This window comes from unidentified bacterial endosymbiont (genome assembly GCF_918797525.1).
In the GTDB taxonomy this organism is placed as follows: domain Bacteria; phylum Pseudomonadota; class Gammaproteobacteria; order Enterobacterales; family Enterobacteriaceae; genus Enterobacter.
On the sequence record NZ_OU963893.1, the window covers coordinates 2,083,689 to 2,104,039 of the forward strand.

20 protein-coding genes are annotated in these 20,351 nt (G+C 56.4%); 8 read left to right on the forward strand and 12 right to left on the reverse strand.

Features of this window, described 5'->3' with window-relative positions; genetic code table 11:
- Positions 1-9: 9 nt before the first annotated feature.
- Positions 10-1,005: a glyceraldehyde-3-phosphate dehydrogenase gene (gapA, locus tag NL510_RS09910; protein ID WP_119934614.1), complete on the reverse strand. Its 996-nt coding sequence runs from the start codon at positions 1,003-1,005 to the stop codon at positions 10-12.
- Between the two features lie 341 nt (positions 1,006-1,346).
- Here gapA and msrB point away from each other — a divergent pair, with 341 nt between their 5' ends.
- Both msrB and NL510_RS09920 read left to right on the forward strand, forming a co-directional pair.
- A complete protein-coding gene (gene msrB / locus NL510_RS09915) occupies positions 1,347-1,760 on the forward strand; it encodes a peptide-methionine (R)-S-oxide reductase MsrB (RefSeq protein ID WP_253384140.1) in 414 nt (137 codons plus the stop codon).
- A 41-nt stretch (positions 1,761-1,801) separates the two neighbouring features.
- Complete coding sequence (locus tag NL510_RS09920; protein ID WP_253384142.1) at positions 1,802-2,077, forward strand: YeaC family protein; 276 nt, start codon at positions 1,802-1,804, stop codon at positions 2,075-2,077.
- Positions 2,078-2,126: 49 nt separating this feature from the next.
- Here NL510_RS09920 and chiD read toward each other — a convergent pair whose 3' ends face one another.
- The 4 genes from chiD to sppA form a co-directional block, all read right to left on the reverse strand.
- Positions 2,127-3,380 (reverse strand): chitinase ChiD, encoded by a 1,254-nt coding sequence (gene chiD, locus NL510_RS09925; RefSeq protein WP_253384144.1) that lies wholly within the window; start codon positions 3,378-3,380, stop codon positions 2,127-2,129.
- Positions 3,381-3,549: 169 nt separating this feature from the next.
- Positions 3,550-4,191: a bifunctional nicotinamidase/pyrazinamidase gene (gene pncA, locus NL510_RS09930; RefSeq protein ID WP_253384146.1), complete on the reverse strand. Its 642-nt coding sequence runs from the start codon at positions 4,189-4,191 to the stop codon at positions 3,550-3,552.
- 9 nt (positions 4,192-4,200) lie between these two features.
- Positions 4,201-5,217, reverse strand: a complete 1,017-nt coding sequence (gene ansA, locus NL510_RS09935; RefSeq protein ID WP_253384148.1) for an asparaginase — start codon at positions 5,215-5,217, stop codon at positions 4,201-4,203.
- Positions 5,218-5,278: 61 nt separating this feature from the next.
- Positions 5,279-7,135: a signal peptide peptidase SppA gene (gene sppA, locus NL510_RS09940; RefSeq protein ID WP_253384150.1), complete on the reverse strand. Its 1,857-nt coding sequence runs from the start codon at positions 7,133-7,135 to the stop codon at positions 5,279-5,281.
- A 165-nt stretch (positions 7,136-7,300) separates the two neighbouring features.
- Between sppA and NL510_RS09945 the strand changes: the two genes are divergently transcribed.
- The 3 genes from NL510_RS09945 to NL510_RS09955 all read left to right on the forward strand — a co-directional run bounded on the left by NL510_RS09945 (position 7,301) and on the right by NL510_RS09955 (position 10,924).
- Complete coding sequence (locus tag NL510_RS09945; protein WP_253384153.1) at positions 7,301-7,852, forward strand: NAD(P)H nitroreductase; 552 nt, start codon at positions 7,301-7,303, stop codon at positions 7,850-7,852.
- A gap of 116 nt (positions 7,853-7,968) precedes the next feature.
- Positions 7,969-9,012 (forward strand): selenide, water dikinase SelD, encoded by a 1,044-nt coding sequence (gene selD / locus NL510_RS09950; protein WP_253384155.1) that lies wholly within the window; start codon positions 7,969-7,971, stop codon positions 9,010-9,012.
- 4 nt (positions 9,013-9,016) lie between these two features.
- Positions 9,017-10,924: a DNA topoisomerase III gene (locus NL510_RS09955; protein ID WP_253384157.1), complete on the forward strand. Its 1,908-nt coding sequence runs from the start codon at positions 9,017-9,019 to the stop codon at positions 10,922-10,924.
- A 49-nt stretch (positions 10,925-10,973) separates the two neighbouring features.
- On the opposite strand, the gene gdhA is transcribed toward NL510_RS09955, so the two are convergent.
- Positions 10,974-12,317, reverse strand: coding sequence for an NADP-specific glutamate dehydrogenase (gene gdhA, locus NL510_RS09960; protein ID WP_253384159.1), 1,344 nt, complete (start codon positions 12,315-12,317; stop codon positions 10,974-10,976).
- A gap of 226 nt (positions 12,318-12,543) precedes the next feature.
- Here gdhA and NL510_RS09965 point away from each other — a divergent pair, with 226 nt between their 5' ends.
- From NL510_RS09965 to NL510_RS09975, 3 genes are all read left to right on the forward strand, one after another.
- Positions 12,544-12,804 carry a YnjH family protein gene (locus tag NL510_RS09965; RefSeq protein WP_436299120.1) on the forward strand — a complete coding sequence of 87 codons (261 nt, stop codon included), beginning with the start codon at positions 12,544-12,546 and terminating at the stop codon, positions 12,802-12,804.
- 83 nt (positions 12,805-12,887) lie between these two features.
- A complete protein-coding gene (locus tag NL510_RS09970) occupies positions 12,888-13,457 on the forward strand; it encodes a carboxymuconolactone decarboxylase family protein (protein ID WP_253384849.1) in 570 nt (189 codons plus the stop codon).
- Positions 13,450-14,067 (forward strand): CDP-alcohol phosphatidyltransferase family protein, encoded by a 618-nt coding sequence (locus NL510_RS09975; protein WP_253384164.1) that lies wholly within the window; start codon positions 13,450-13,452, stop codon positions 14,065-14,067. Before NL510_RS09970 ends, NL510_RS09975 begins: the two co-directional genes overlap by 8 nt.
- Here NL510_RS09975 and NL510_RS09980 read toward each other — a convergent pair.
- From NL510_RS09980 to xthA, 6 genes are all read right to left on the reverse strand, one after another.
- Complete coding sequence (locus NL510_RS09980; RefSeq protein WP_253384165.1) at positions 14,064-15,371, reverse strand: sulfurtransferase; 1,308 nt, start codon at positions 15,369-15,371, stop codon at positions 14,064-14,066. The genes NL510_RS09975 and NL510_RS09980 overlap by 4 nt on opposite strands.
- A 73-nt stretch (positions 15,372-15,444) precedes the next feature.
- Positions 15,445-16,065, reverse strand: coding sequence for an ATP-binding cassette domain-containing protein (locus NL510_RS09985; protein WP_253384167.1), 621 nt, complete (start codon positions 16,063-16,065; stop codon positions 15,445-15,447).
- The gene (locus NL510_RS09990; RefSeq protein WP_253384169.1) at positions 16,065-17,600 is read right to left on the reverse strand and encodes an ABC transporter permease family protein; all 1,536 of its coding nucleotides are present in this window, start codon (positions 17,598-17,600) and stop codon (positions 16,065-16,067) included. Before NL510_RS09990 ends, NL510_RS09985 begins: the two co-directional genes overlap by 1 nt.
- Entirely contained in the window at positions 17,573-18,685 is a 1,113-nt protein-coding gene (locus NL510_RS09995; RefSeq protein ID WP_253384851.1) for an ABC transporter substrate-binding protein, read from the reverse strand. Before NL510_RS09995 ends, NL510_RS09990 begins: the two co-directional genes overlap by 28 nt.
- Before the next feature lie 63 nt (positions 18,686-18,748).
- Positions 18,749-19,381, reverse strand: coding sequence for a TVP38/TMEM64 family protein (locus NL510_RS10000; protein WP_436299132.1), 633 nt, complete (start codon positions 19,379-19,381; stop codon positions 18,749-18,751).
- A gap of 57 nt (positions 19,382-19,438) precedes the next feature.
- Positions 19,439-20,245 carry an exodeoxyribonuclease III gene (xthA, locus tag NL510_RS10005; RefSeq protein WP_253384173.1) on the reverse strand — a complete coding sequence of 269 codons (807 nt, stop codon included), beginning with the start codon at positions 20,243-20,245 and terminating at the stop codon, positions 19,439-19,441.
- Between the last annotated feature and the right edge of the window lie 106 nt (positions 20,246-20,351).

The following is a 20,351-nucleotide window of genomic DNA, read 5'->3' on the forward strand; positions in this document are numbered from 1 at the left end:
CATCTCAACTTATTTAGAGATGTGAGCGATCAGGTCCAGTACTTTGTTAGAATAACCCGTTTCGTTGTCGTACCAGGAAACCAGTTTAACGAAGTTGTCGTTCAGTGCGATACCCGCTTTAGCATCGAATACTGACGTGCAGATTTCGCCGTTGAAATCGGTAGACACAACGTCGTCTTCGGTGTAACCCAGAACGCCTTTCATTGCGCCTTCGGAAGCAGCTTTGATTGCTTTCTTAATTTCTTCATAAGAAGCAGCTTTTTCCAGACGAACGGTCAGGTCCACAACGGATACGTTAGGAGTAGGAACGCGGAACGCCATACCCGTCAGTTTACCGTTCAGCTCTGGCAGAACCACGCCTACAGCTTTAGCCGCGCCGGTAGAAGATGGGATGATGTTCTGAGCTGCGCCACGGCCGCCGCGCCAGTCTTTGTGAGACGGGCCATCAACGGTTTTCTGAGTCGCGGTAGTTGCGTGAACGGTGGTCATCAGGCCTTCAACGATACCGAAGTTATCGTTGATAACTTTAGCCAGCGGTGCCAGGCAGTTAGTGGTGCAGGATGCGTTAGAAACGATGTCCTGGCCCGCGTATTTTTCGAAGTTAGCGCCTTTAACGAACATAGGCGTGTTGTCTTTGGAAGGACCGGTCAGAACAACTTTCTTCGCACCCGCAGTGATGTGTTTGCGCGCGGTTTCGTCAGTCAGGAAGATGCCGGTAGCTTCAGCTACAACGTCAACACCGATTTCGTTCCACTTCAGGTTAGCTGGGTCTTTCTCAGCAGTAACGCGGATGGTTTTACCGTTAACAACCAGGTGGCCGTCTTTCACTTCAACGGTGCCGTTGAAACGACCGTGAGTTGAGTCGTACTTCAGCATGTACGCCATATATTCAGCGTCCAACAGATCGTTGATACCAACGATTTCGATGTCAGAACGTTCCTGAGCAGCACGGAAAACAATACGGCCGATACGGCCAAAACCGTTGATACCTACTTTGATAGTCATATATTCCACCAGCTATTTGTTAGTGAATAAAAGGTTGCCTGTAAAATTACAAAAACCTTACGCAGCGTCAAGCGGAATCGTGTCAATCATTGCGACAAATCAATCCTGTGACTAACGTTTTTGCGACTGACTCGCCTCACTTTCCCTTTGAGCTAGCAACCACATGGGGGCTGCGCCCAGAATTTTAAAGGGCCCTCAGGAGAAAAGTGTGAATAAGTTCACAATTGCCTGACCGCCTCTTTGCGACACATAAGTTTAGAACAAAAGTGCACGCGCTGGTGTTAATGTTTTGTTAGAATCTGGGTTAAAAGATGTCTGTTTCTACAGCGAGATGTAAGCATATGTCGAACCAACGTAACCCTGATGATTTGAAAAAAAACCTCACCGAAATGCAGTTTTACGTAACCCAGAACCACGGGACTGAACCGCCGTTTACCGGACGATTGCTGCACAATAAGCGGGACGGTGTTTACCATTGCCTCGTGTGTGATGCACCGCTGTTCAGTTCGCACACGAAATTCGATGCTGGCTGCGGCTGGCCGAGTTTTTACGAGCCAGTGAGCGATGAAGCGATCCGCTATCTGAATGACGCCTCCTACGGCATGGTCCGCACGGAGATTCGCTGCGGCAAGTGTGATGCTCACCTTGGCCACGTCTTCCCGGATGGCCCCAAGCCAACCGGCGAGCGTTTCTGCGTGAACTCAGCATCGATGAGCTTCACCGATGATGAAAACGGCGACCAGACAAAAGGTTGAAAAAACGATTCAGCAAATTATTCCTTTGAAAGGGTGGGATAATGAATATTGATGACATGATGAATGGCATGACATTAGACGTTTATCAGCGTCTGGTGACGGCGGTTGAGCTGGGGAAATGGCCGGATGGCGTAGCGCTCACCCCGGCGCAAAAAGAGAACAGTTTACAGCTGGTCATGTTGTGGCAGGCACGCAACAACACTGATGCCCAGCATATGACTATTGATACACAGGGCCAGATGGTGATGAAGAGTAAGCGCGAACTGAAAGACGATTTTGGTATCACGCCAAAGCCGATTGCCACCTTTAAATCGTAATCGCGTTAAGTCGGCCGGGTAAGCGCTGGCGCTACCCGGCACAGCAGGTTTAGTGTTTAATTCCCAGCGAATTCGCCAGTTGTTTCGCTAACTGGTTGTTGTCATCTGCGCCATATTCCCAAAACATTGCCCCGGCAAGGCCTTTCTGTTTGATGTAGTCCGCTTTAATAGCCACGGAGCGCGGGTTTTCGTAAGAGAGGGCAAACAGCGTTTTACCGTCAGCAGACTTCACCGACAGCCACGGTACTTTCGCCTGTTCATCCCAGTGCCCGGTAAAGCGCTTCTGCGGGTCGTGTAACAGCTTCGCGACAATATCGTTGTACTTCACGTAGGTATCTTTGGTCAGGTCATAGCCGAGCGATTTAAAGAGGCCAATCTCCTGCGGGCCAAAGTAAGGCTGCGTGACTGGATTTTTTTGTGCATCGGCTTTCGTCCAGTCGATGCCTGGCTCTACTGAACGTTTCGGCACGCGGCCGTAGAAACCGATCCCGAGGTTCATTTGCTGCGGCTTAAGTCCGGCGGCAAGATAGTTGTTGACCACAAAATCGACGCTGTATTTATCCGCTGCGGCAACGGTTGGCCAGGCGCTGGAGTCATACAGGTTTGAATTAAAGTACTGAGTGCCGTAGGCCATGTCGTAGGTCATCAGGTTGATATAGTCGAGCAGCGGCGCGATCGCCTTAACATCCACCCAGCTTTTAGGACTTTGTGCATTCGCGCCGACGGCAATGGTGACCAGCTTTTTATGGCCGAAAGCGTCGCGCATCTCTTTTAGCAGGGCGGTGAAGTTATCCCGGTCCGCAGGCTGACTGGCGACCAGCCCCCAGGCACCGTTTACCGGATACTCCCAGTCAAGGTCGATTCCGTCCAGCGCGTATTTATCGACGATCGCCTGTGCTGAGCGGATGAACACCGCGCGCGTCTCTTTGGTAGCAGCCGCCCCTGAAAAACCACGCGCCCCCCAGCCGCCGACGGAGAGGAGTACTTTCAGATTCGGATTTTGTTTACGCAGGGTCGGGATTAAGGCGAGGTCGGACGCCACTTTTGGCGACAGCCAGATTTGATGCAGCTTCGCCGGATCTTTCAGCGTGGCGTTGGTTTCGTCCTTCTCATTGTTATACACCAGGCCGAACGAGTAGTTCAGGTGGGTTATCTGACGCACGTCGAGTGAATTAATATCGCCACCCGGCCCGGCAGTGACATCGCCACCGCCGTTAAAATAACCCACAGACATCAGGCTACTGGCGCAAGCGATTGAGGTGCAAAACAGGGGTAATACTGCCAACATGGGCAAACGTTTCATACATGTTCCTCTTTGACTAATTAAAAATAACCACGCCACAGAAAGGCGTGGCGAAAAAAAGCCTGAAGAGAATAACATTACCGTTTCGCCTACGATGCGAGGGAGTTCACTGTATGGGGATTGCGCGGGGAATAGCCGGGTAAGCGTTTTCATCACCCGGCATAAAAAACTACGCCTGCGTTTCCAGCCAGTCTTCGAGCGTATAGAGCGTAGCGCCCTCGCTGGCCATGCCCATAAACGCCAGGGCGCTGTCCTGCGGTTGGATATTCACTCCGCGGCAGCCGTCGGTGATGACGTTGACGGTATAACCCAGTTTTAGCGCATCCAGCACGCTAAACTTGACGCAGTAGTCAGTGGCCAGACCCAGCACAATCAACTCTGTGATCTCACGGTGACGTAACCATCCATCCAGCGCCGTTTGCTGTCGATGTCCGTTATCGAAAAAGGCGCTATAGCTGTCGATCGCCGGGTTTTCCCCTTTATAAAACACGGCATCGATGGCTTTCTGTTCCAGCAGCGGGTGCAGCTCTGCGCCCGGCGTCTGTTGCACGCAGTGATCGGGCCAGAAGGTTTGCGCCAGGCCGTTAAGCTCACCCTGATGATAAGGCTCAACGCCCTGCAGACGGGCAAAGCTGCCGTGGCCAGCAGGGTGCCAGTCCTGGCTTGCGACAACCGCTTCACCGCGCGCTTTACACCATGCAATCAGCGTATTTGCCACGTCAACCGTGCTGTCACCTTCAGCTACGGCCAGCGCGCCGCCCGCGCAAAAATCATTTTGCAAATCGACCAGTAACAGGGCGCGTTGCTTCATGGGGGCTCCTTATTCGTCCGGGGTCAGTTCACCGCGCAGATTTTGCATCATGGCGCGGCGAATAGACTGAATATCGAGGTTCTGACTCAGTAAATAGTGAAGTTTAGTCAGCGTTGCCTCGACGGTCATATCGAAACCGCTAATGACACCGGCATGCGCCAGCGCGTTCCCGGTGGCATAACCGCCCATATTGACCTTGCCAGACATGCACTGTGTCAGGTTCACCACCACAATCCCTCGCTCGCTCGCGGCCTGAAGCTCCTTCAGGAACTCACCGTTCTGCGGCGCGTTACCGACGCCGTATGAGCGCAAAATGAGCGCTTTTACCGGCTGGCGCAGGAAGTTACGCACCACGTCGGCGGAAATGCCCGGGTAGATCGTCACCACGCCAATCGGCTGCGGGGTGATAGGATGAACAACCAGCTCGCCTGCCGTATTGGGAGCAGGCGGGGTGCCCAGACGACGAATATGGATCCCCGCTTCCAGCAGCGGTTGCAGGTTCGGTGAGGCAAAGGCATCAAAACCATCGGCGTGCGCTTTCGTTGTGCGGTTGCCGCGATACAGACGATTGTTGAAAAACAACGAGACTTCGTTGATCGGGTAATTAGCCGCCACATACAGCGAGTTCAGCAAATTAATCTGCCCGTCAGAGCGCAGTTCCGCCAGCGGGATTTGCGAACCGGTGACGATCACCGGCTTGCCGAGGTTCTCCAGCATGAAGGAGAGGGCCGAGGCGGTAAACGCCATGGTGTCAGTACCATGCAGGATCACGAAACCATCGTAATGGTCATAATGGGCTTTAATATCATCTGCGATATGCTGCCAGTCTTCTGGCGTCATATCGGAAGAGTCCATCAGCGGTTGATACTCGTGAATGGTGAAGTCAGGCATCTCCGGGCGATGGAATTCTGGCATTAGCGCAAGCTGACGCTGCAGGTGGCCGGAGACGGGAATATAGCCATTTTCAGAACGCTGCATACCGATGGTACCGCCGGTATAGGCCACATAAATCGATTTCTTCTGCATGATAGTGAGTTCTTGGGCTTCAAAGAAAAAATCCCCTCATCACGCGATGAGGGGACGGGGTTTAATGCACGTTTGCGCAGGTCAGGCAAAATGCGTAACGGCTTTGAGGATCGTTAAAGGCGGCGAGCTTGTCGCTTTCCGCTTTCATTGCTTTTGCGGCCGTCGCGACGGGGGCGGGCAGATACGCCTGCACTGCCTCCGGCAGCATTGCGCGAACAGTGCCGGACATGCTGTTCAGGACCCTATCAAAGAACGACGGTTCATCCTGGTAATACTCAATATGCCACTGTTTGAGTTTCGCAAGCTCAGCGGCCTTTTTCACCGCGTCATCAAAGTCGCCCAGGTTGTCCACCAGGCCATTGTTCTTCGCATCCTGTCCGGTCCAGACGTGGCCCTGAGCAATCTTATCTATCTGCTGAGGCGTCTTTTTACGGGCGTCAGCAACCAGTGTGATAAAGCGCTTATAACCGTTCTCAATGCTCAACTGCATCATCTCGGCCACTTCCGGCGGCAGGGATTTGGTCACAGACACATCCGCCAGCGGCGAAGTTGCAACGCCGTCAGTGTGCACGCCCAGGTAATCAAGGCTGTTTTCGACGGTGTTGATCACCCCGAAGATACCAATTGAACCAGTCAGAGTGGCTGGGCTGGCGACAATATAGTTCGCGGGTGTTGAGATCCAGTAACCACCGGATGCCGCCATCCCACCCATGGAGACCACTACCGGCTTATTCGCGGCGCGCGCGGCAGCCAGTTCAGCACGGATTACTTCCGAGGCGCTGACGCTGCCGCCAGGGCTGTTTACGCGCAGGACAATGGCCTTCACCTGTGGATCAAGACGCGCGTCACGGATTTGCGCTGCGGTCGTATCTCCTCCGACGTTACCCGGTGTCTCCGGACCATCCATGATAGCGCCATTGGCAAAGATCACCGCGACGCTGTTACCCGTGTCGTCCGGTTTTTTGGTCGTATAATCGTAGAGGCTAATCGCGCTGTAGTTTTTATCTTCTTTGCTCCAGCCAAATTGTTTGGTCAGCGATTTTTCAACATCCGCACCGGTGCCCAGCGCATCAACCAGCTTGTTGTTCAGCGCGTATTGTGCGGTATCGCCATCAACTTTGCGCAGACCGTCCAGCACGCCGCGCGCGCCCGGGAAGAGCTGCTCAGTGGTGATTTGACGGTTAGCGGCTACGGTCTGGAGGTAGTTCTGCCACAGCTCGCCAATCCAGCGGCTATCCGCTTCGCGAGCGGCAGGGGACATATCGTCACGGATAAACGGCTCAACGGCTGATTTGTACGTCCCCACGCGGAAGACGTGGGTACTGACTTTCAGCTTATCAAGCAGAGATTTGTAGTACAGACCATGGGTGGCAAAGCCGTGCAGATCCACCGTACCCTGCGGCGAGAGCCAGATTTTATTGGCAAAGCTCGCCAGATAGTATTGCCCCTGGCTGTAGCTGTCGCCCACGGCAATCACCGGTTTACCGCTGTCGCGGAATTCACGCAGCGCTTTACCGATGTACTGCATGGACGGCTGGTCGCCTCCGGCAAAATCTTTCAGATCCAGCACGATACCAGTAATGTTGCGGTCATCTTTGGCCTGACGAATAATCTCAACGATATCAAACAGGGAGTTTTCCTGCAGGCGATCTGACGTGGCGCCGAACAACTGGCGACCAATCACCCCCAGCCGATTGCTGGTGGAGGGTTTATCAACAATCACGCCGGTGATGTCGAGCAGTAACGCCCCGCGTGTCGAATGTTGCGCCTGGTTGGCGTTGCTGATGTGCATCCAGATGCCCACACAAACCAGAACGAGGAAGATGAAAAAGAGGTTCATCACCAGGTTGCGGACGAAGTTGAGCAGTCGCCACGTCCATTTAAAGAAACCGGCAAAGATTCGCCAAAGGGTGTGCATGTATTCTCCCTAACCAAAATGACTGTTTCCGTCGCCACAGGACGGTAATGTGCGGTTATCGTAATGACCCAACCGCCACTTGTCAGCAGGAATCGCCTGCTGCGCTGTAACAAAATCTGCTGTCGTGTTAATTTTATGAGTAAATTTCAAAAAAGGAGTTAACTAATGGACGCACTCGAACTGCTTGTTAACCGCCGTAGCGCGTCACGTCTGGCCGAACCTGCGCCCGCGGGCGAGCAACTGGAAAATATTCTGCGCGCCGGTTTACGTGCCCCCGATCATGGCACACTTCAGCCGTGGCATTTCTTTATTATCGAAGGTGAAGGCCGCGATCGTTTCAGTCAACTGCTGGAACAGGGGGCAATCTCGGCGGGCCAGGATGAAAAAGGCATCGACAAAGCCCGCAATGCGCCGTTCCGTGCGCCCATGATTATCGCGGTAGTGGCGAAATGCCAGCCCGAACATAACGTACCGGTCTGGGAACAGGAAATGTCCGCAGGCTGCGCGGTGATGGCAATGCAAATGGCCGCGGTGGCACAAGGTTTCAACGGCATCTGGCGTAGCGGCCCGCTAACGGAAAGTGCGGTCGTCCGCGCAGGCTTATCCTGCGGCGAGCACGATAAAATTGTTGGTTTGCTTTATCTTGGCACGCCCCAGCTTAAGGCATCCAGCACCGTTCGCGTGCCGGATACTACCCCTTTCGTCAGCCGGTTCTGATAACGTGCGCTAAACTGTCTGGATTCTGAGCAACTGCCGCAGAATTCAGACAGTCAGACTTACCTCTTTAAGGAATGAGCGCTACCATAGCGCGAATGCAATGACAGGAGATGTCCATGAGCGAGCAAACTATTCGTTTAACGCAGTACAGCCACGGAGCCGGTTGCGGTTGTAAAATTTCCCCGAAAGTGCTGGAAACCATCCTGCACAGCGAACAGGCGAAGTTTGTCGACCCGAACCTGCTTGTCGGCAATGAAACGCGAGACGATGCCGCAGTGTATGATTTAGGTAACGGCACCAGCATTATCAGCACCACTGACTTCTTTATGCCGATTGTCGACAATCCGTTTGATTTCGGGCGTATCGCGGCGACCAACGCCATCAGCGATATCTTTGCCATGGGCGGAAAACCGATCATGGCGATCGCTATTCTGGGCTGGCCTATCAACACCCTTGCGCCTGAAATCGCCCGCGATGTGATTGAGGGTGGGCGCTTCGCCTGTCAGCAGGCGGGAATTGCGCTGGCCGGCGGTCATTCTATCGATGCCCCTGAACCTATTTTTGGTCTGGCGGTCACGGGCGTTGTCCCAACCGAGCGCGTAAAACGTAACAGCACCGCGCAGGCGGGCTGCAGGCTTTTCCTGACCAAACCGCTGGGTATTGGCGTGCTGACGACCGCCGAGAAAAAATCGCTGCTTAAGCCTGAACATCAGGGGCTGGCGACAGACGTAATGTGCCAGATGAACCTGGCGGGTGCCGCGTTCGCGAATATCGAAGGCGTAAAGGCGATGACTGACGTGACCGGTTTTGGCCTGCTGGGGCATCTTTCAGAAGTCTGCCAGGGCGCTGGCGTACAGGCACAGGTCTGGTATCAGGACGTACCCAAGCTGCCGGGCGTAGAAGCCTATATTGCGCAAGGTGCAGTGCCGGGGGGGACGCAACGTAACTATGCCAGCTATGGGCACCTGATGGGGGATATGCCGGAAGAGTGGCGTAATCTCTTGTGCGATCCGCAAACCTCCGGCGGTCTGCTGCTGGCGGTCACGCCAGAATCTGAAGCCGAAGTCCTGGCAACGGCCGCTGAATTCGGCATCATCCTTGCGGCGATCGGCGAGCTGGTGACCGCGCGAGGCGGCCGTCCGATGATTGAGATCCGTTAATTCGATGCGGTTGTTTATTGCCGAAAAGCCGAGTCTGGCCCGCGCCATCGCCGATGTGTTGCCTAAACCGCATCGCAAAGGCGACGGCTTTATTGAATGCGGTAACGGGCAGGTGGTCACCTGGTGTATTGGTCACCTGCTTGAACAGGCGCAGCCGGATGTCTACGATAGCCGCTACGCCCGCTGGAATCTCAACGATCTGCCCATCGTGCCGGAAAAATGGCGTCTGCAGCCGCGGCCATCGGTTACCAAACAGCTCAATGTGATTAAGCGCTTCCTGCATGACGCGTCGGAAGTCATCCACGCGGGTGACCCTGACAGGGAAGGGCAGTTGCTGGTGGACGAAGTGCTGGATTACCTTGAACTGGCGCCGGAAAAGCGCCAGCAGGTGCAGCGCTGCCTGATTAACGATCTCAACCCGCAGGCGGTGGAGCGGGCAATTTCACGCCTGCGTGCTAACAGCGAGTTTATCCCGCTGTGCGTCTCCGCGCTGGCCCGAGCCCGTGCCGACTGGCTGTACGGCATCAATATGACCCGCGCCTACACCATTCTGGGGCGCAACGCGGGTTATCAGGGCGTGCTGTCGGTCGGACGCGTGCAAACGCCGGTGCTGGGGCTGGTCGTACGTCGTGATGAAGAGATTGAAAACTTTGTCGCCAAAGATTTTTTCGAAGTAAAAGCGCACATCGTCACGCCGAAAAATGAACGCTTTACCGCCGTATGGCAGCCGAGCGATGCCTGTGAATCGTATCAGGATGAAGAGGGGCGATTGCTCCACCGTCCGCTGGCGGATCACGTGGTTAACCGTATTACCGGTCAACCGGCGATGGTCACCAGCTATAACGATAAACGGGAATCAGAACCTGCGCCGCTGCCGTTTTCCCTTTCGGCGCTGCAGATTGAAGCTGCCAAAAAGTTCGGCTTAAGCGCGCAAAACGTGCTGGATATATGCCAGAAGCTTTACGAAACCCACAAGCTAATTACTTACCCGCGCTCTGACAGTCGCTATTTGCCGGAAGAGCACTTTGCCGGGCGTCACTCGGTGATGAACGCCATCGGCGTACACGCCCCGGATCTGCTGCCGCAGCCCGCGGTGAACCCGGACACCCGCAACCGCTGCTGGGATGATAAAAAGGTGGATGCCCACCATGCGATCATCCCGACGGCGCGGGCCAGCAACGTCAATCTGACCGAGAACGAAGCGAAAGTCTATAATCTCGTCGCCCGTCAGTATCTGATGCAGTTCTGCCCGGATGCGGTGTTCCGTAAATGCGTGATCGAACTGGAAATTGCGAAAGGGAAATTTGTCGCTAAAGCCCGATTCCTGGCCGAAGCGGGATGGCGCACGCTGCTGGGCAATAAGGAGCGCGACGAAGAGAATGACGGTACGCCGCTACCGGTGGTCGCCAAAGGAGACGAACTGCTGTGTGAAAAGGGCGAAGTGGTTGAGCGTCAGACGCAACCGCCACGCCATTTCACCGATGCGACGCTGCTCTCGGCAATGACCGGGATTGCCCGTTTTGTGCAGGATAAAGATCTGAAGAAGATCCTCCGTGCCACCGACGGTTTGGGTACAGAGGCGACGCGCGCGGGCATTATTGAATTGCTGTTCAAGCGCGGTTTTCTGCTGAAAAAAGGGCGTTATATTCACTCAACCGATCCGGGGCGGGCGTTAATTCACTCGCTGCCGGAGCTGGCGGCAAGGCCTGATATGACAGCGCACTGGGAATCGGTGCTGACGCAAATCAGTGAAAAGCAGTGTCGTTATCAGGACTTTATGCAGCCGCTGGTCGGCACGCTTTATGAGCTAATAAACCAGGCGCGAAGCACGCCGGTGAAGCAGTTCAGAGGGATGGTTGCGCCGGGGGGCGGTGCGAAGAAACCGTTCAAAAAAAAGAAAAGCGCGGCCTGATACCCCCGATTTTCGCCCTCTCCCACACGGAGAGGGCACAATAAAAACCTTAAATCACACCCTGGCCTATCATCGCATCCGCCACCTTCACGAAACCGGCGATATTCGCGCCGCGCACGTAGTTGGTTTGCGATGCCCCGCCACCGTACTCTACACAGGCGTGATGAATGTCCAGCATAATGTGGTGCAGGCGCGCATCCACTTTCTCGGCTTTCCAGCCAAGACGCGCGGCGTTTTGCGCCATCTCCAGTCCTGACGTCGCCACACCGCCGGCATTTGCGGCTTTGCCCGGTGCAAAGAGCACGCCAGCTTCCAGGAACAGGTCGGTAGCCTCAATGGTAGTTGGCATATTTGCGCCTTCCGCCACGGCCTTGACGCCGTTAGTAATCAGCGTGCGAGCCGCTTCAACGTCGAGCTCGTTCTGCGTCGCACATGGCAGGGCAATATCCACAGGAACCGCCCATGGCTGTTTGCCTTCCAGATACGTCAGACCAAACTCGTGGGCATAATCCGCCACGCGCCCGTCGCGGCTGGCTTTAATTTCGCACAGGCGCGCCAGCTTCTCGGCGCTGAAACCCGCTTCATCTACCACGGTACCGCTGGAGTCAGAGGCGGTCACCACGCGGGCGCCGAACTGCATCGCTTTTTCAATGGCGTACTGCGCCACGTTGCCAGAGCCGGAGACGGCTACGCGCATGCCCTCGAAACTCAGGCCATGACGTTTGAGCATTGCTTCGGTGAAATAGACCAGACCGTAACCGGTCGCTTCCGGGCGGATCAGACTGCCGCCGAAGGAAAGCCCTTTGCCGGTAAAAACGCAGGCGCTGTTGTTGGAGAGTTTTTTCATCATCCCGGCCATAAAGCCAACTTCACGCCCGCCCACGCCAATGTCACCGGCAGGGACATCGGTATCGGGGCCAAGGTGACGATACAACTCGGTCACCAGTGCCTGACAGAAGCGCATGACTTCGCCTTCACTTTTGCCTTTCGGGTCAAAATCGCTCCCGCCTTTTCCGCCGCCCATAGGCAGGGTGGTAAGAGCATTTTTGAACGTCTGCTCAAAGCCGAGGAATTTGAGAATCGACAGATTTACGGAAGGATGGAAGCGCATACCGCCCTTAAACGGGCCGATGGCAGAGTTAAACTGCACGCGCCAGGCGCGGTTAACCTGCACCTGGTTGCGATCGTTCACCCAGGCTACGCGGAACTGGATCACGCGTTCTGGCTCGACCAGACGCTCAAGCAGTGACATCTGGCGATAGCGCGGGTTTTCTTCCAGGAACGGCCACAGGGTGGTCATGACTTCACGAACGGCCTGGGCAAACTCGCTTTGATGCGGGTCGCGCTGCTGAACATGGGCAAGGAAACTTTCCAGAGAACGTGTCTGATCCATAGATATAAGAACCTCTTATAATACGTAGATGTTTTGTACCGTTTTTTTGACTATACCACCCGCACCGCTTTGCGAGGCAAGCAGAAATTCAGGACGAAAGGGAAATTAATGAAAAAGCCTGCGTCATAACAAAAAACGATGATGAGATTAATTAAAGGTTCGGCTGCGATTTACCGTTATATTCAGTATCAGGCCACAACGGGAAGAGCGTTTTATGAATCGTTACATGATAATTGTGTTAGGGGGGCTGTTTACCGCCTGCGCTCAGGCTGACCGCATTCGCCCGGACGTGCAGGTGAATGTGCCGCCGGAGGTCTTCAGCTCCAGCGGTCAACGCGCGCAGTCGTGTAATCATTGCTGTATCTATCAGGATCGGAATTACTCGGAAGGCGCAGTGGTAAAAGCGGACGGGGTTTTGCTTCAGTGTCAGCGCGATGAACGTACCATTAGCACGAATCCGCTGATCTGGCGTCACGTAAAACAATAAAAGCTTCAAGCAGCGGGAAATGGGTGATGAAAAACAGTATATTATCGTGCCTTTTCCAGGAGTCCAGTCATCAGGAGAAACAGGTGAAAGAGAACATTGCCTGGGTTGCCCCCCTCAAATCCCTTCCGGCCAGCGTAAAACCGATTGCCGCCCTGCAGCAAAAACACTACGGCGCGGTCCTTAACCCAACGCGCTGGTGGGGACGCATGCCCCGCCTGTTCTGGCTGGTGGCGCTGTTTGTCGGTTATCTCGAACGCCGCAAGGCGCGCCTTTCCTCGGCACTCCGGGCGTTGCTGATGACGCGGGTCTCGCAGCTGTGCCATTGTGCCTTCTGTATTGATGCCAACAGCCTGCGTCTGGCCGAGCGTTCAGGTACGCTGGACAAGGTTCAGGCCGTCGGCAACTGGCAACATTCGGTTTTGTTCAGCGAACAAGAGCGGGCTGCGCTGGCCTTTGCTGAGGCAGTAACGGCGACACCACCGCAGCTGACGGAGGGCATCAGGACAGAGGTCAAACGCCATTTCAGTGATGAGACGATTAGCGAAATGACCGCATTAATCGCTTTCCAGAATCTCTCTGCCCGCTTTAACGCCGCCCTGGATATTCCGGCGCAGGGGCTTTGTGCCACGTTTAAAGAGAAACCGCATGTTTGACCGACACCTGCACCCGCGCCTCAAACCCGCCCTCAATCGACTGGCCACGATGCTGGATAAACCGGGTATCTCCCCCGACGGATTAACCCTCACCGGCTTTGCCGTCGGCGTGCTTGCGCTGCCTTTTCTGGCGCTGGGCTGGTATCCGGCGGCGTTGCTTGCCATCGTGTTGAACCGGGCGCTGGATGGCCTGGACGGCGCGCTGGCGCGTCGACGGGGGCTAAGCGATGCGGGAGGGTTTCTTGATATCGCGCTTGATTTCCTGTTGTATGCGCTGGTGCCGTTTGGTTTTGCCCTGGCCGCCCCCGCAGAAAACGCGCTCGCCGCGGCGTGGCTGTTATTTGCGTTCATCGGCACCGGCAGCAGTTTTCTGGCTTTTGCGGCGCTGGCGGCGAAACATAACATCGACAACCCCGGCTATGCGCACAAATCATTTTACTATATCGGTGGCTTAACGGAAGGGACGGAGACGATCGCGCTGTTTGTACTGTGCTGCCTGTTTCCGGCCCACTTTGCGCTGTTAGCCTGGTTTTTTGGCGCGTTGTGCTGGCTGACCACCACAACGCGCATCTGGAGCGGTTATGCGACGCTGAAATCACTCACGCGTTAGCGCGCGCTTTCAGGACCGCGCGCGCCGGTGGAGACCGGGTTTTGCGGGTGACTGCTCCACTCATACCATCCGCCGTCATAGAGCGCGACGTTTTTCCAGCCCATTGCTCGGGCGTACATAAAGGTTTCGGACGCCCGCCAGCCGGTCCCGCAGTAAAACGCGACGCGTTGTTCAGGCCGGATATGCCACGTTTTCCACATGGCGGCAATATCGTCGGCGCTGCGCATCGTGCCGTCCGGATTGTGAAAATCGTCCATGTGGGTCGCATCGCTGCCGGCGTGTCCCCAGCGTGCGCCGGCAATTTCACCTTTAGGCTTAATGTAGCTATAGCCGCTGGTTTCACCAATAAACTCAGGCCAGGAACGAATGCTGACCAGCGAGGCATCCTGACGGTGCAGCATGCTGCGGGCCTGTTCCATATCGACCACCAGCTGCGGCTGACCGGGGATCGGCGCGCCAAAATCTACGGCAGGCTTCACGCTTGCGGGCATCCCGCGTTCTACCGGCAGGTTTGCATCTGACCATGCTTTCCATCCGCCATCAAGTATGCGCACGTCTTTCACTCCTGCATAAAGCATGATTTGCGCCACGCGCGCGGCGGCATAGACGTCGCGGCCGTACAATATCACGGTAGTATCATGGCGGATGCCGTGCTTCGCCAGCATCGTTTTCAGCTTGTCGTCAGAGACTTTATTCCACAAGGGTTCGCTTTCGACTTCGTTCGTGTCGATATAACCTGCGCCGGGGATGTGGTTCAGCAGGTAAAATTTCGGCGCCCCCCAGGCGGCTTCAATCACCTTCCAGTCGCCGGCCGGTGCGCCAGCCACCTGTTTACCCTGCTGGAGCTGATGTATCCACTGCGCATAAACAAGCTGTTCAAAATGGGGCAAGCGCTGGAGCCGGTCCGGGGCCTGCAGGGCATCACTGAGTAGAGAGACTTGCGCAAACCCGGCCTTTTGCAGGCGTGCTTTCACCGCCAGGTTATCCGCCTCGCTGCCGTAAAGGGCAAGGGGGGTGGCTGGCGTAAGCTGATGCTGCTTTGCCCAGCTGGCAACTTGATCATCGCTCATCAGGCTAAGCCAGGTCGCGGAGAGGTTCAGGGCGGCAGGCTCATGCCCGGATGGCGCACGCAGTGTTTGCGGCCAGCCGTTATAAAATGCGCTGGCGCGGGTATCAATCGCCGCGCCGTGCTGTTCCTGGAGCTGTGCCAGGGTAAGAGAAGGGGGCATATCAGCCGCCACTGAGAAGAATGAGGCGAGGCCGCAGAGCATGGCCAGCGCGGTCAGTTGAGAAACACGTTTCATCGAATAACCTGACGTCAGTAAAAGAGAAGGGCATTGTCATCTCTCCTGAAACAGAAAACATTGCGTTAGCACATTATTGCCCGCGAGAAAGGACAATCACCTCTGCGCCAGCAGGAATATCCTCTTCGTCATGGGTGACCAGCACGACCGGAATGCGACGCTCGCGGACGCGTTCGAATACCCACGTCCGAAAGCCAGCCCGCAGTGTTTTATCGAGACGGCTGAAGGGTTCATCCAGCAGTAAAGCCTGTGGCTCTGCAAGCAGCGCGCGCAGCAGGCTCACCCGCGCGCGTTCGCCGCCGGAAAGGGTAGCAGGATCGCTGGCAGAGTGATTTGCAAGCCCGGCACACCGTAACGCGTGCTCTACGGCTTCCCGCCGGGTGCGCCCGGCGTAGCGCGAAGGAAGGGCAAGCATCAGGTTTTGCCCGACGCTGAAATGGTCGAACAGCAGGGCATCCTGAAACATTATGCCCAGCCCGCGTTTCTCTACGGGAAGTGTGTCGCAGCGGCGGTTGTTCAGCCACAGTTCACCCTGCGCCTGGAAATCGGCAGAGCGCGCGCCTGCCATCCACGACAGGAGCGTCGATTTGCCGCAACCGGAAGGTCCCATCAGGGTCACTATCTCACCGTGCGGGACGCAGAAATTAAGCGCATGGAAAAGGGGGGGAATAGTGAGGTTTTTGACTTCCAGCATTAACGTAATCCTTGTCGGTAGCGGCCCGCAAGCCGGGATAACAGGGCCGCTATAGCAAAAACGACGCCGGTCAAAAGCAGTAATCCCAGCGCCCCGCTGGCCAGCAGCGGCGTGCTGCCGCCGCTGCTGAGCGTTACGGCTTCAGTGGTTAAGGTGGTGAACCGTCCTGCGCCGAGCCATAGCGTAGGCATATACTGGGCCATACTGACCGAAAATCCGCTGGCGAAAGCCAGTAGCGCAGGGCGAACCAGCAGCGGGCATTTCAGTCGCCAGACTATTTTAGCCTGCCCCCAGCCGAGCGTTCTGGCAATCAGGATCAGTCGTGGATCCAGCCTGCGCCAGGCGGGTTGCAGCACCAGTAACATCCACGGAAATACCCACATCAGGTGACTCCACAGTACGGCGGTGAAATGTCCGTCAATTCCAAGCGTTAAAGCGACGAAATATTGCCCGGCGACCAACGGCAGCGCGGGCAGGGCCAGCGGCAGCCAGACCCACAGGCAGCCACGCTGCGGGCCCCATTCGAGCCAGATGACGATCAGCACAAGAGACAGCAGGCTTGCGAGCAGACCCAGCGTGAGGCTGGTGATTACGGTGGAAAACGCCACGTCGCCTTGCTGCGCTAACAGGAGCAATATCCCGGCACACAGTATACCGAAGCCGGGGAGTATCCAGCTGAGCGTTTTTTCAGGTAACGTGACGTTGGAGCGGCGACGCTGGCCGCTAAGGTCAGGCAATGAACGTCGCCAGACCCGCCAGATGCCATACCCCAGCGCAGCCAGGAGCGCCAGCAGCATTAACAACAGCAGACAGAGTAATGTCCCCCGGGCCTGCTGCTGCGCATCGCCCTGGGTAAGCCACTGCCAGGCCAGCACCGCCAGCGTGGGCGGATTTCCCGGCCCGAGAATAATAGCCACATCCACCACGGAGAGCGACCAGGCGAGCACGGCCAGCATCACGGCGCCCAGCACGGGGGCAAGAGTGGGGAGCACCAGCCAGCACAGCCTCTGAAGAGGGCCATAGCCCAGCGTTTGCAAAACCACGTTCTGCTGTGCCAGCCGGGCTTCAGGTAATACGGCATACACTGCCCACAGCACGAAGGCACTCTCTTTGACGGCGAGTGTCACGCCTAACCCGATACCGTAGCGATCGCGTTGCGGTACGCAGAACGTACATACCTGATAGAACAAACCGCCCTCGGCAAACATCAGTAAAATGCTGGTGGCGAAAGCAACGTGAGGAACGGCCAGCAGCCAGGGTAAGCGGCCACAAAGGCGACGCCAGCGAGGACCAGGCCAAAGTGCGGTAATGAATATAAGCGCGAGAGCAAGCGAGCCCAGGGTCGCAATCACGGTGGACACCAGCGTCGCGGCGAGCGCCTGAGGCAATTGCGGGTCGGCAAACAGCAACTGCCAGTTTGCTGGCGACAGCGCTGGCGCCAGCAGCATGATTCCCGCAGGCAGTAGCGGCAGATAGATGACCGCCATCGCCAGCCAGATAAACCCGCTTAACGGGTGCCGTAGCGGCGAAGCCATTCCTGCTCCAGCGCGTTAACCCAGGCGGCGTGCGGCTCTGGCAGCACGAGGGGTAATCCAGAGGGCGTGTGGCTACGCAGTTGCTGAGCCTCGTCGGCGGGCAGCGTGTCGGCATCAAGCACACTCGGGTCGCCCCAGTGTGCCGGGTCGGCTTTGCGGATCTGCGCCTGCGGTGAGAGCAGGAAATTGGCGACCACCTTTGCCCCCGCGCTGGCGCTGGCATTCGCCGGGATCGCCACAAAATGGACGTTCCCGATCATACCGCGGCGAAAACCGAATCCGTAGCTGTCTGCAGGAAGCTCGCCGCTGGCCACCTTTTGCCGGGTGTGTGCGGGGTTAAACGTCAACGAGAGATCCAGGCTGCCGCGGGTGAGCAGAGTATCCATACGGGCCGGCGAGGGCGGAAAATCGTTTCCTTCGCGCCACAGCAGGGGATGGAGTCGGTCGAGGTAGCGCCATAGCGGGGCGGTTACCTGGGCAAATGAGGCATCCGGGGGCCTTTGTAACGCCTCAGGTTGGTCAGTGAGCGTCAGCAGTAATTGTTCCAGAAACGCGGTGCCGGTAAAATCCGGAGGGCGTGGATAGGATAATTTGCCAGGGTGCGTCCGGGCCCAGGCCAGCAACGCGCGAGGATCCTCGGGCGGTATCGGCAGGGCGCTTTTACGGGCGATAAAGGTGAGCTGAGCGCCGCCCCACGGGGACTCCGCGCCCTCGGTCGGGAGAGCAAAATCTTCTGTAACGGGCAGGCAGCTATCAACGTATCGCCAGTTCGGCAGGGCCTGCGCCCACTGCGTTTGCAACAGGTTAGCCTCTTTCAGCGTGCGGAAATTTTCCCCGTTAAGCCACAGCAGGTCGACCGAACCATCGCTTTTTCGTCCGGCAGAGGCTTCCGTCTGGATCCGTTTTACCGCATCGGCGGCATCGGCCAGATGAACGATTTTAAGGTTGATGGCGTAGTGCGTTTTCATCTCGCCGCTGACCCAGTCCAGGTAGCGGTTGACGGCCCCATCACCTCCCCATGCGTTAAACCAGACGGTCTGGCCTTTGGCTTCTTGTTGAACGGAATGCCAGCTGTCGGCCGCCATAACAGGGGCGGCGCACAGCAGGATGCTCAGAAACACGCAAAAACGCACACGGCGCATAATGCCTCACTTTTTAACAGAAGGGGGGGAACGGGAAAACAGCCAGCGCGTGACCAGCGGTAATAACCCCAATAGTGTAAAGGCGAATAGCATTCCCGGCGACACAATATCGCGTAGCGATGACAACTTTCCCAGTTCTCGCCCGGCGTTCAGAAAAACGAGCGTCGCGGGCAGCATGGCAAGCTGGCTCACCCACCAGTAGCGCAGCACCGTCATTCGGGTTAACCCCATCAACAGATTAACGAGGAAAAAGGGAAACAGCGGCATCAGACGCAGGGCGAACAGGTAACGCGCGCCGTCACGTTCGATACCGCTATTGACCGTTTTCATCTGTCGGGCGAAACGCTGTTGTATCCAGTCGCGCAGCAGATATCGGCTGGCGAGCATGGCAAGCGTAGCGCCGAGCGTAGAGGCAAATGAAACCAGCAGCGCAGCGTCCCGCAGGCTGAAAAGCGCGCCGGCCAGCAGCGTCAGGAGTGCCGCGCCGGGAATCGACAGGGCCGAAACCAGCACGTAGAGGCTGAAAAAGAGCAGTGCACTGCGTAACGGCGCCAGCCCAACCTGCGCCAGTAACGCATGATGGTGCGTTTTGAGCGCGTCCAGAGTGAGCATACCCGGCGAAAGAGAGGCAAAGGTCATGATAAATGCGCCCAACAGGGCGCACAGGAGAAGCGTTTTTGGCCTGTTCACCGTGGATTACAGTGTGAAAGTAGCCCACACCGGCGCGTGGTCAGAGGGTTTTTCCATACTGCGGATGCCGTAATCGATACCGGTTTCGATACAGCGCTCAGCCAGCGGCGGGCTTGCCAGCAGCAGGTCGATACGCAAGCCACGGTTGTCATCAAAGCCTTTTGAACGGTAGTCAAACCACGAGAAACGATCCTGCGTGTCCGGGTTGGCCGCACGAAAGGTATCCACCAGGCCCCAATCCTGCAGACGCTGCATCCACTCGCGCTCTTCCGGCAGGAAAGAACATTTACCGGTGCGCAGCCAGCGTTTACGGCTGTCTTCGCCAATACCGATATCCAGATCGGTTGGGCTAATATTCACATCGCCCATGATCAGGACCGGGTTCTGATTATCAAGTTCGGTGGTCAGGTAGTTCTGTAGATCCTGATAAAACTTCGCTTTGGCCGGGAACTTGGTCGGATGGTCGCGGCTTTCCCCCTGCGGGAAGTAACCGTTGATCACGGTGATGTTACCCAGCGGGGAGGGGAGTTCAGCCATTATGATACGACGCTGCGCCTCTTCGTCATCGCCGGGAAAGCCGCGGCGTACCGAAACCGGCGTCTCTTTCGTCAGCAGCGCAACGCCATAGTGACCCTTCTGCCCGTGATAAAAGACGTTGTAGCCGAGCTTCGCCACCTCCTCGAGAGGAAACATATCGTCGTGAACCTTTGTCTCCTGCAGGCCGATCACATCCGGCTGATGTTGTTCGACAATCGCTTCAAGCTGGTGGGGGCGGGCACGCAGGCCGTTGATATTAAAAGAGACAAATTTCATAGTCGCTGCCAATGCAAGGTGAATAGTGCAAGGATGGTAGCAGAAATTGTCTCGCCTGTTATCCGCTTCGCCCAATTACTGCGACAGATCCTGTCGACGGTGGAAA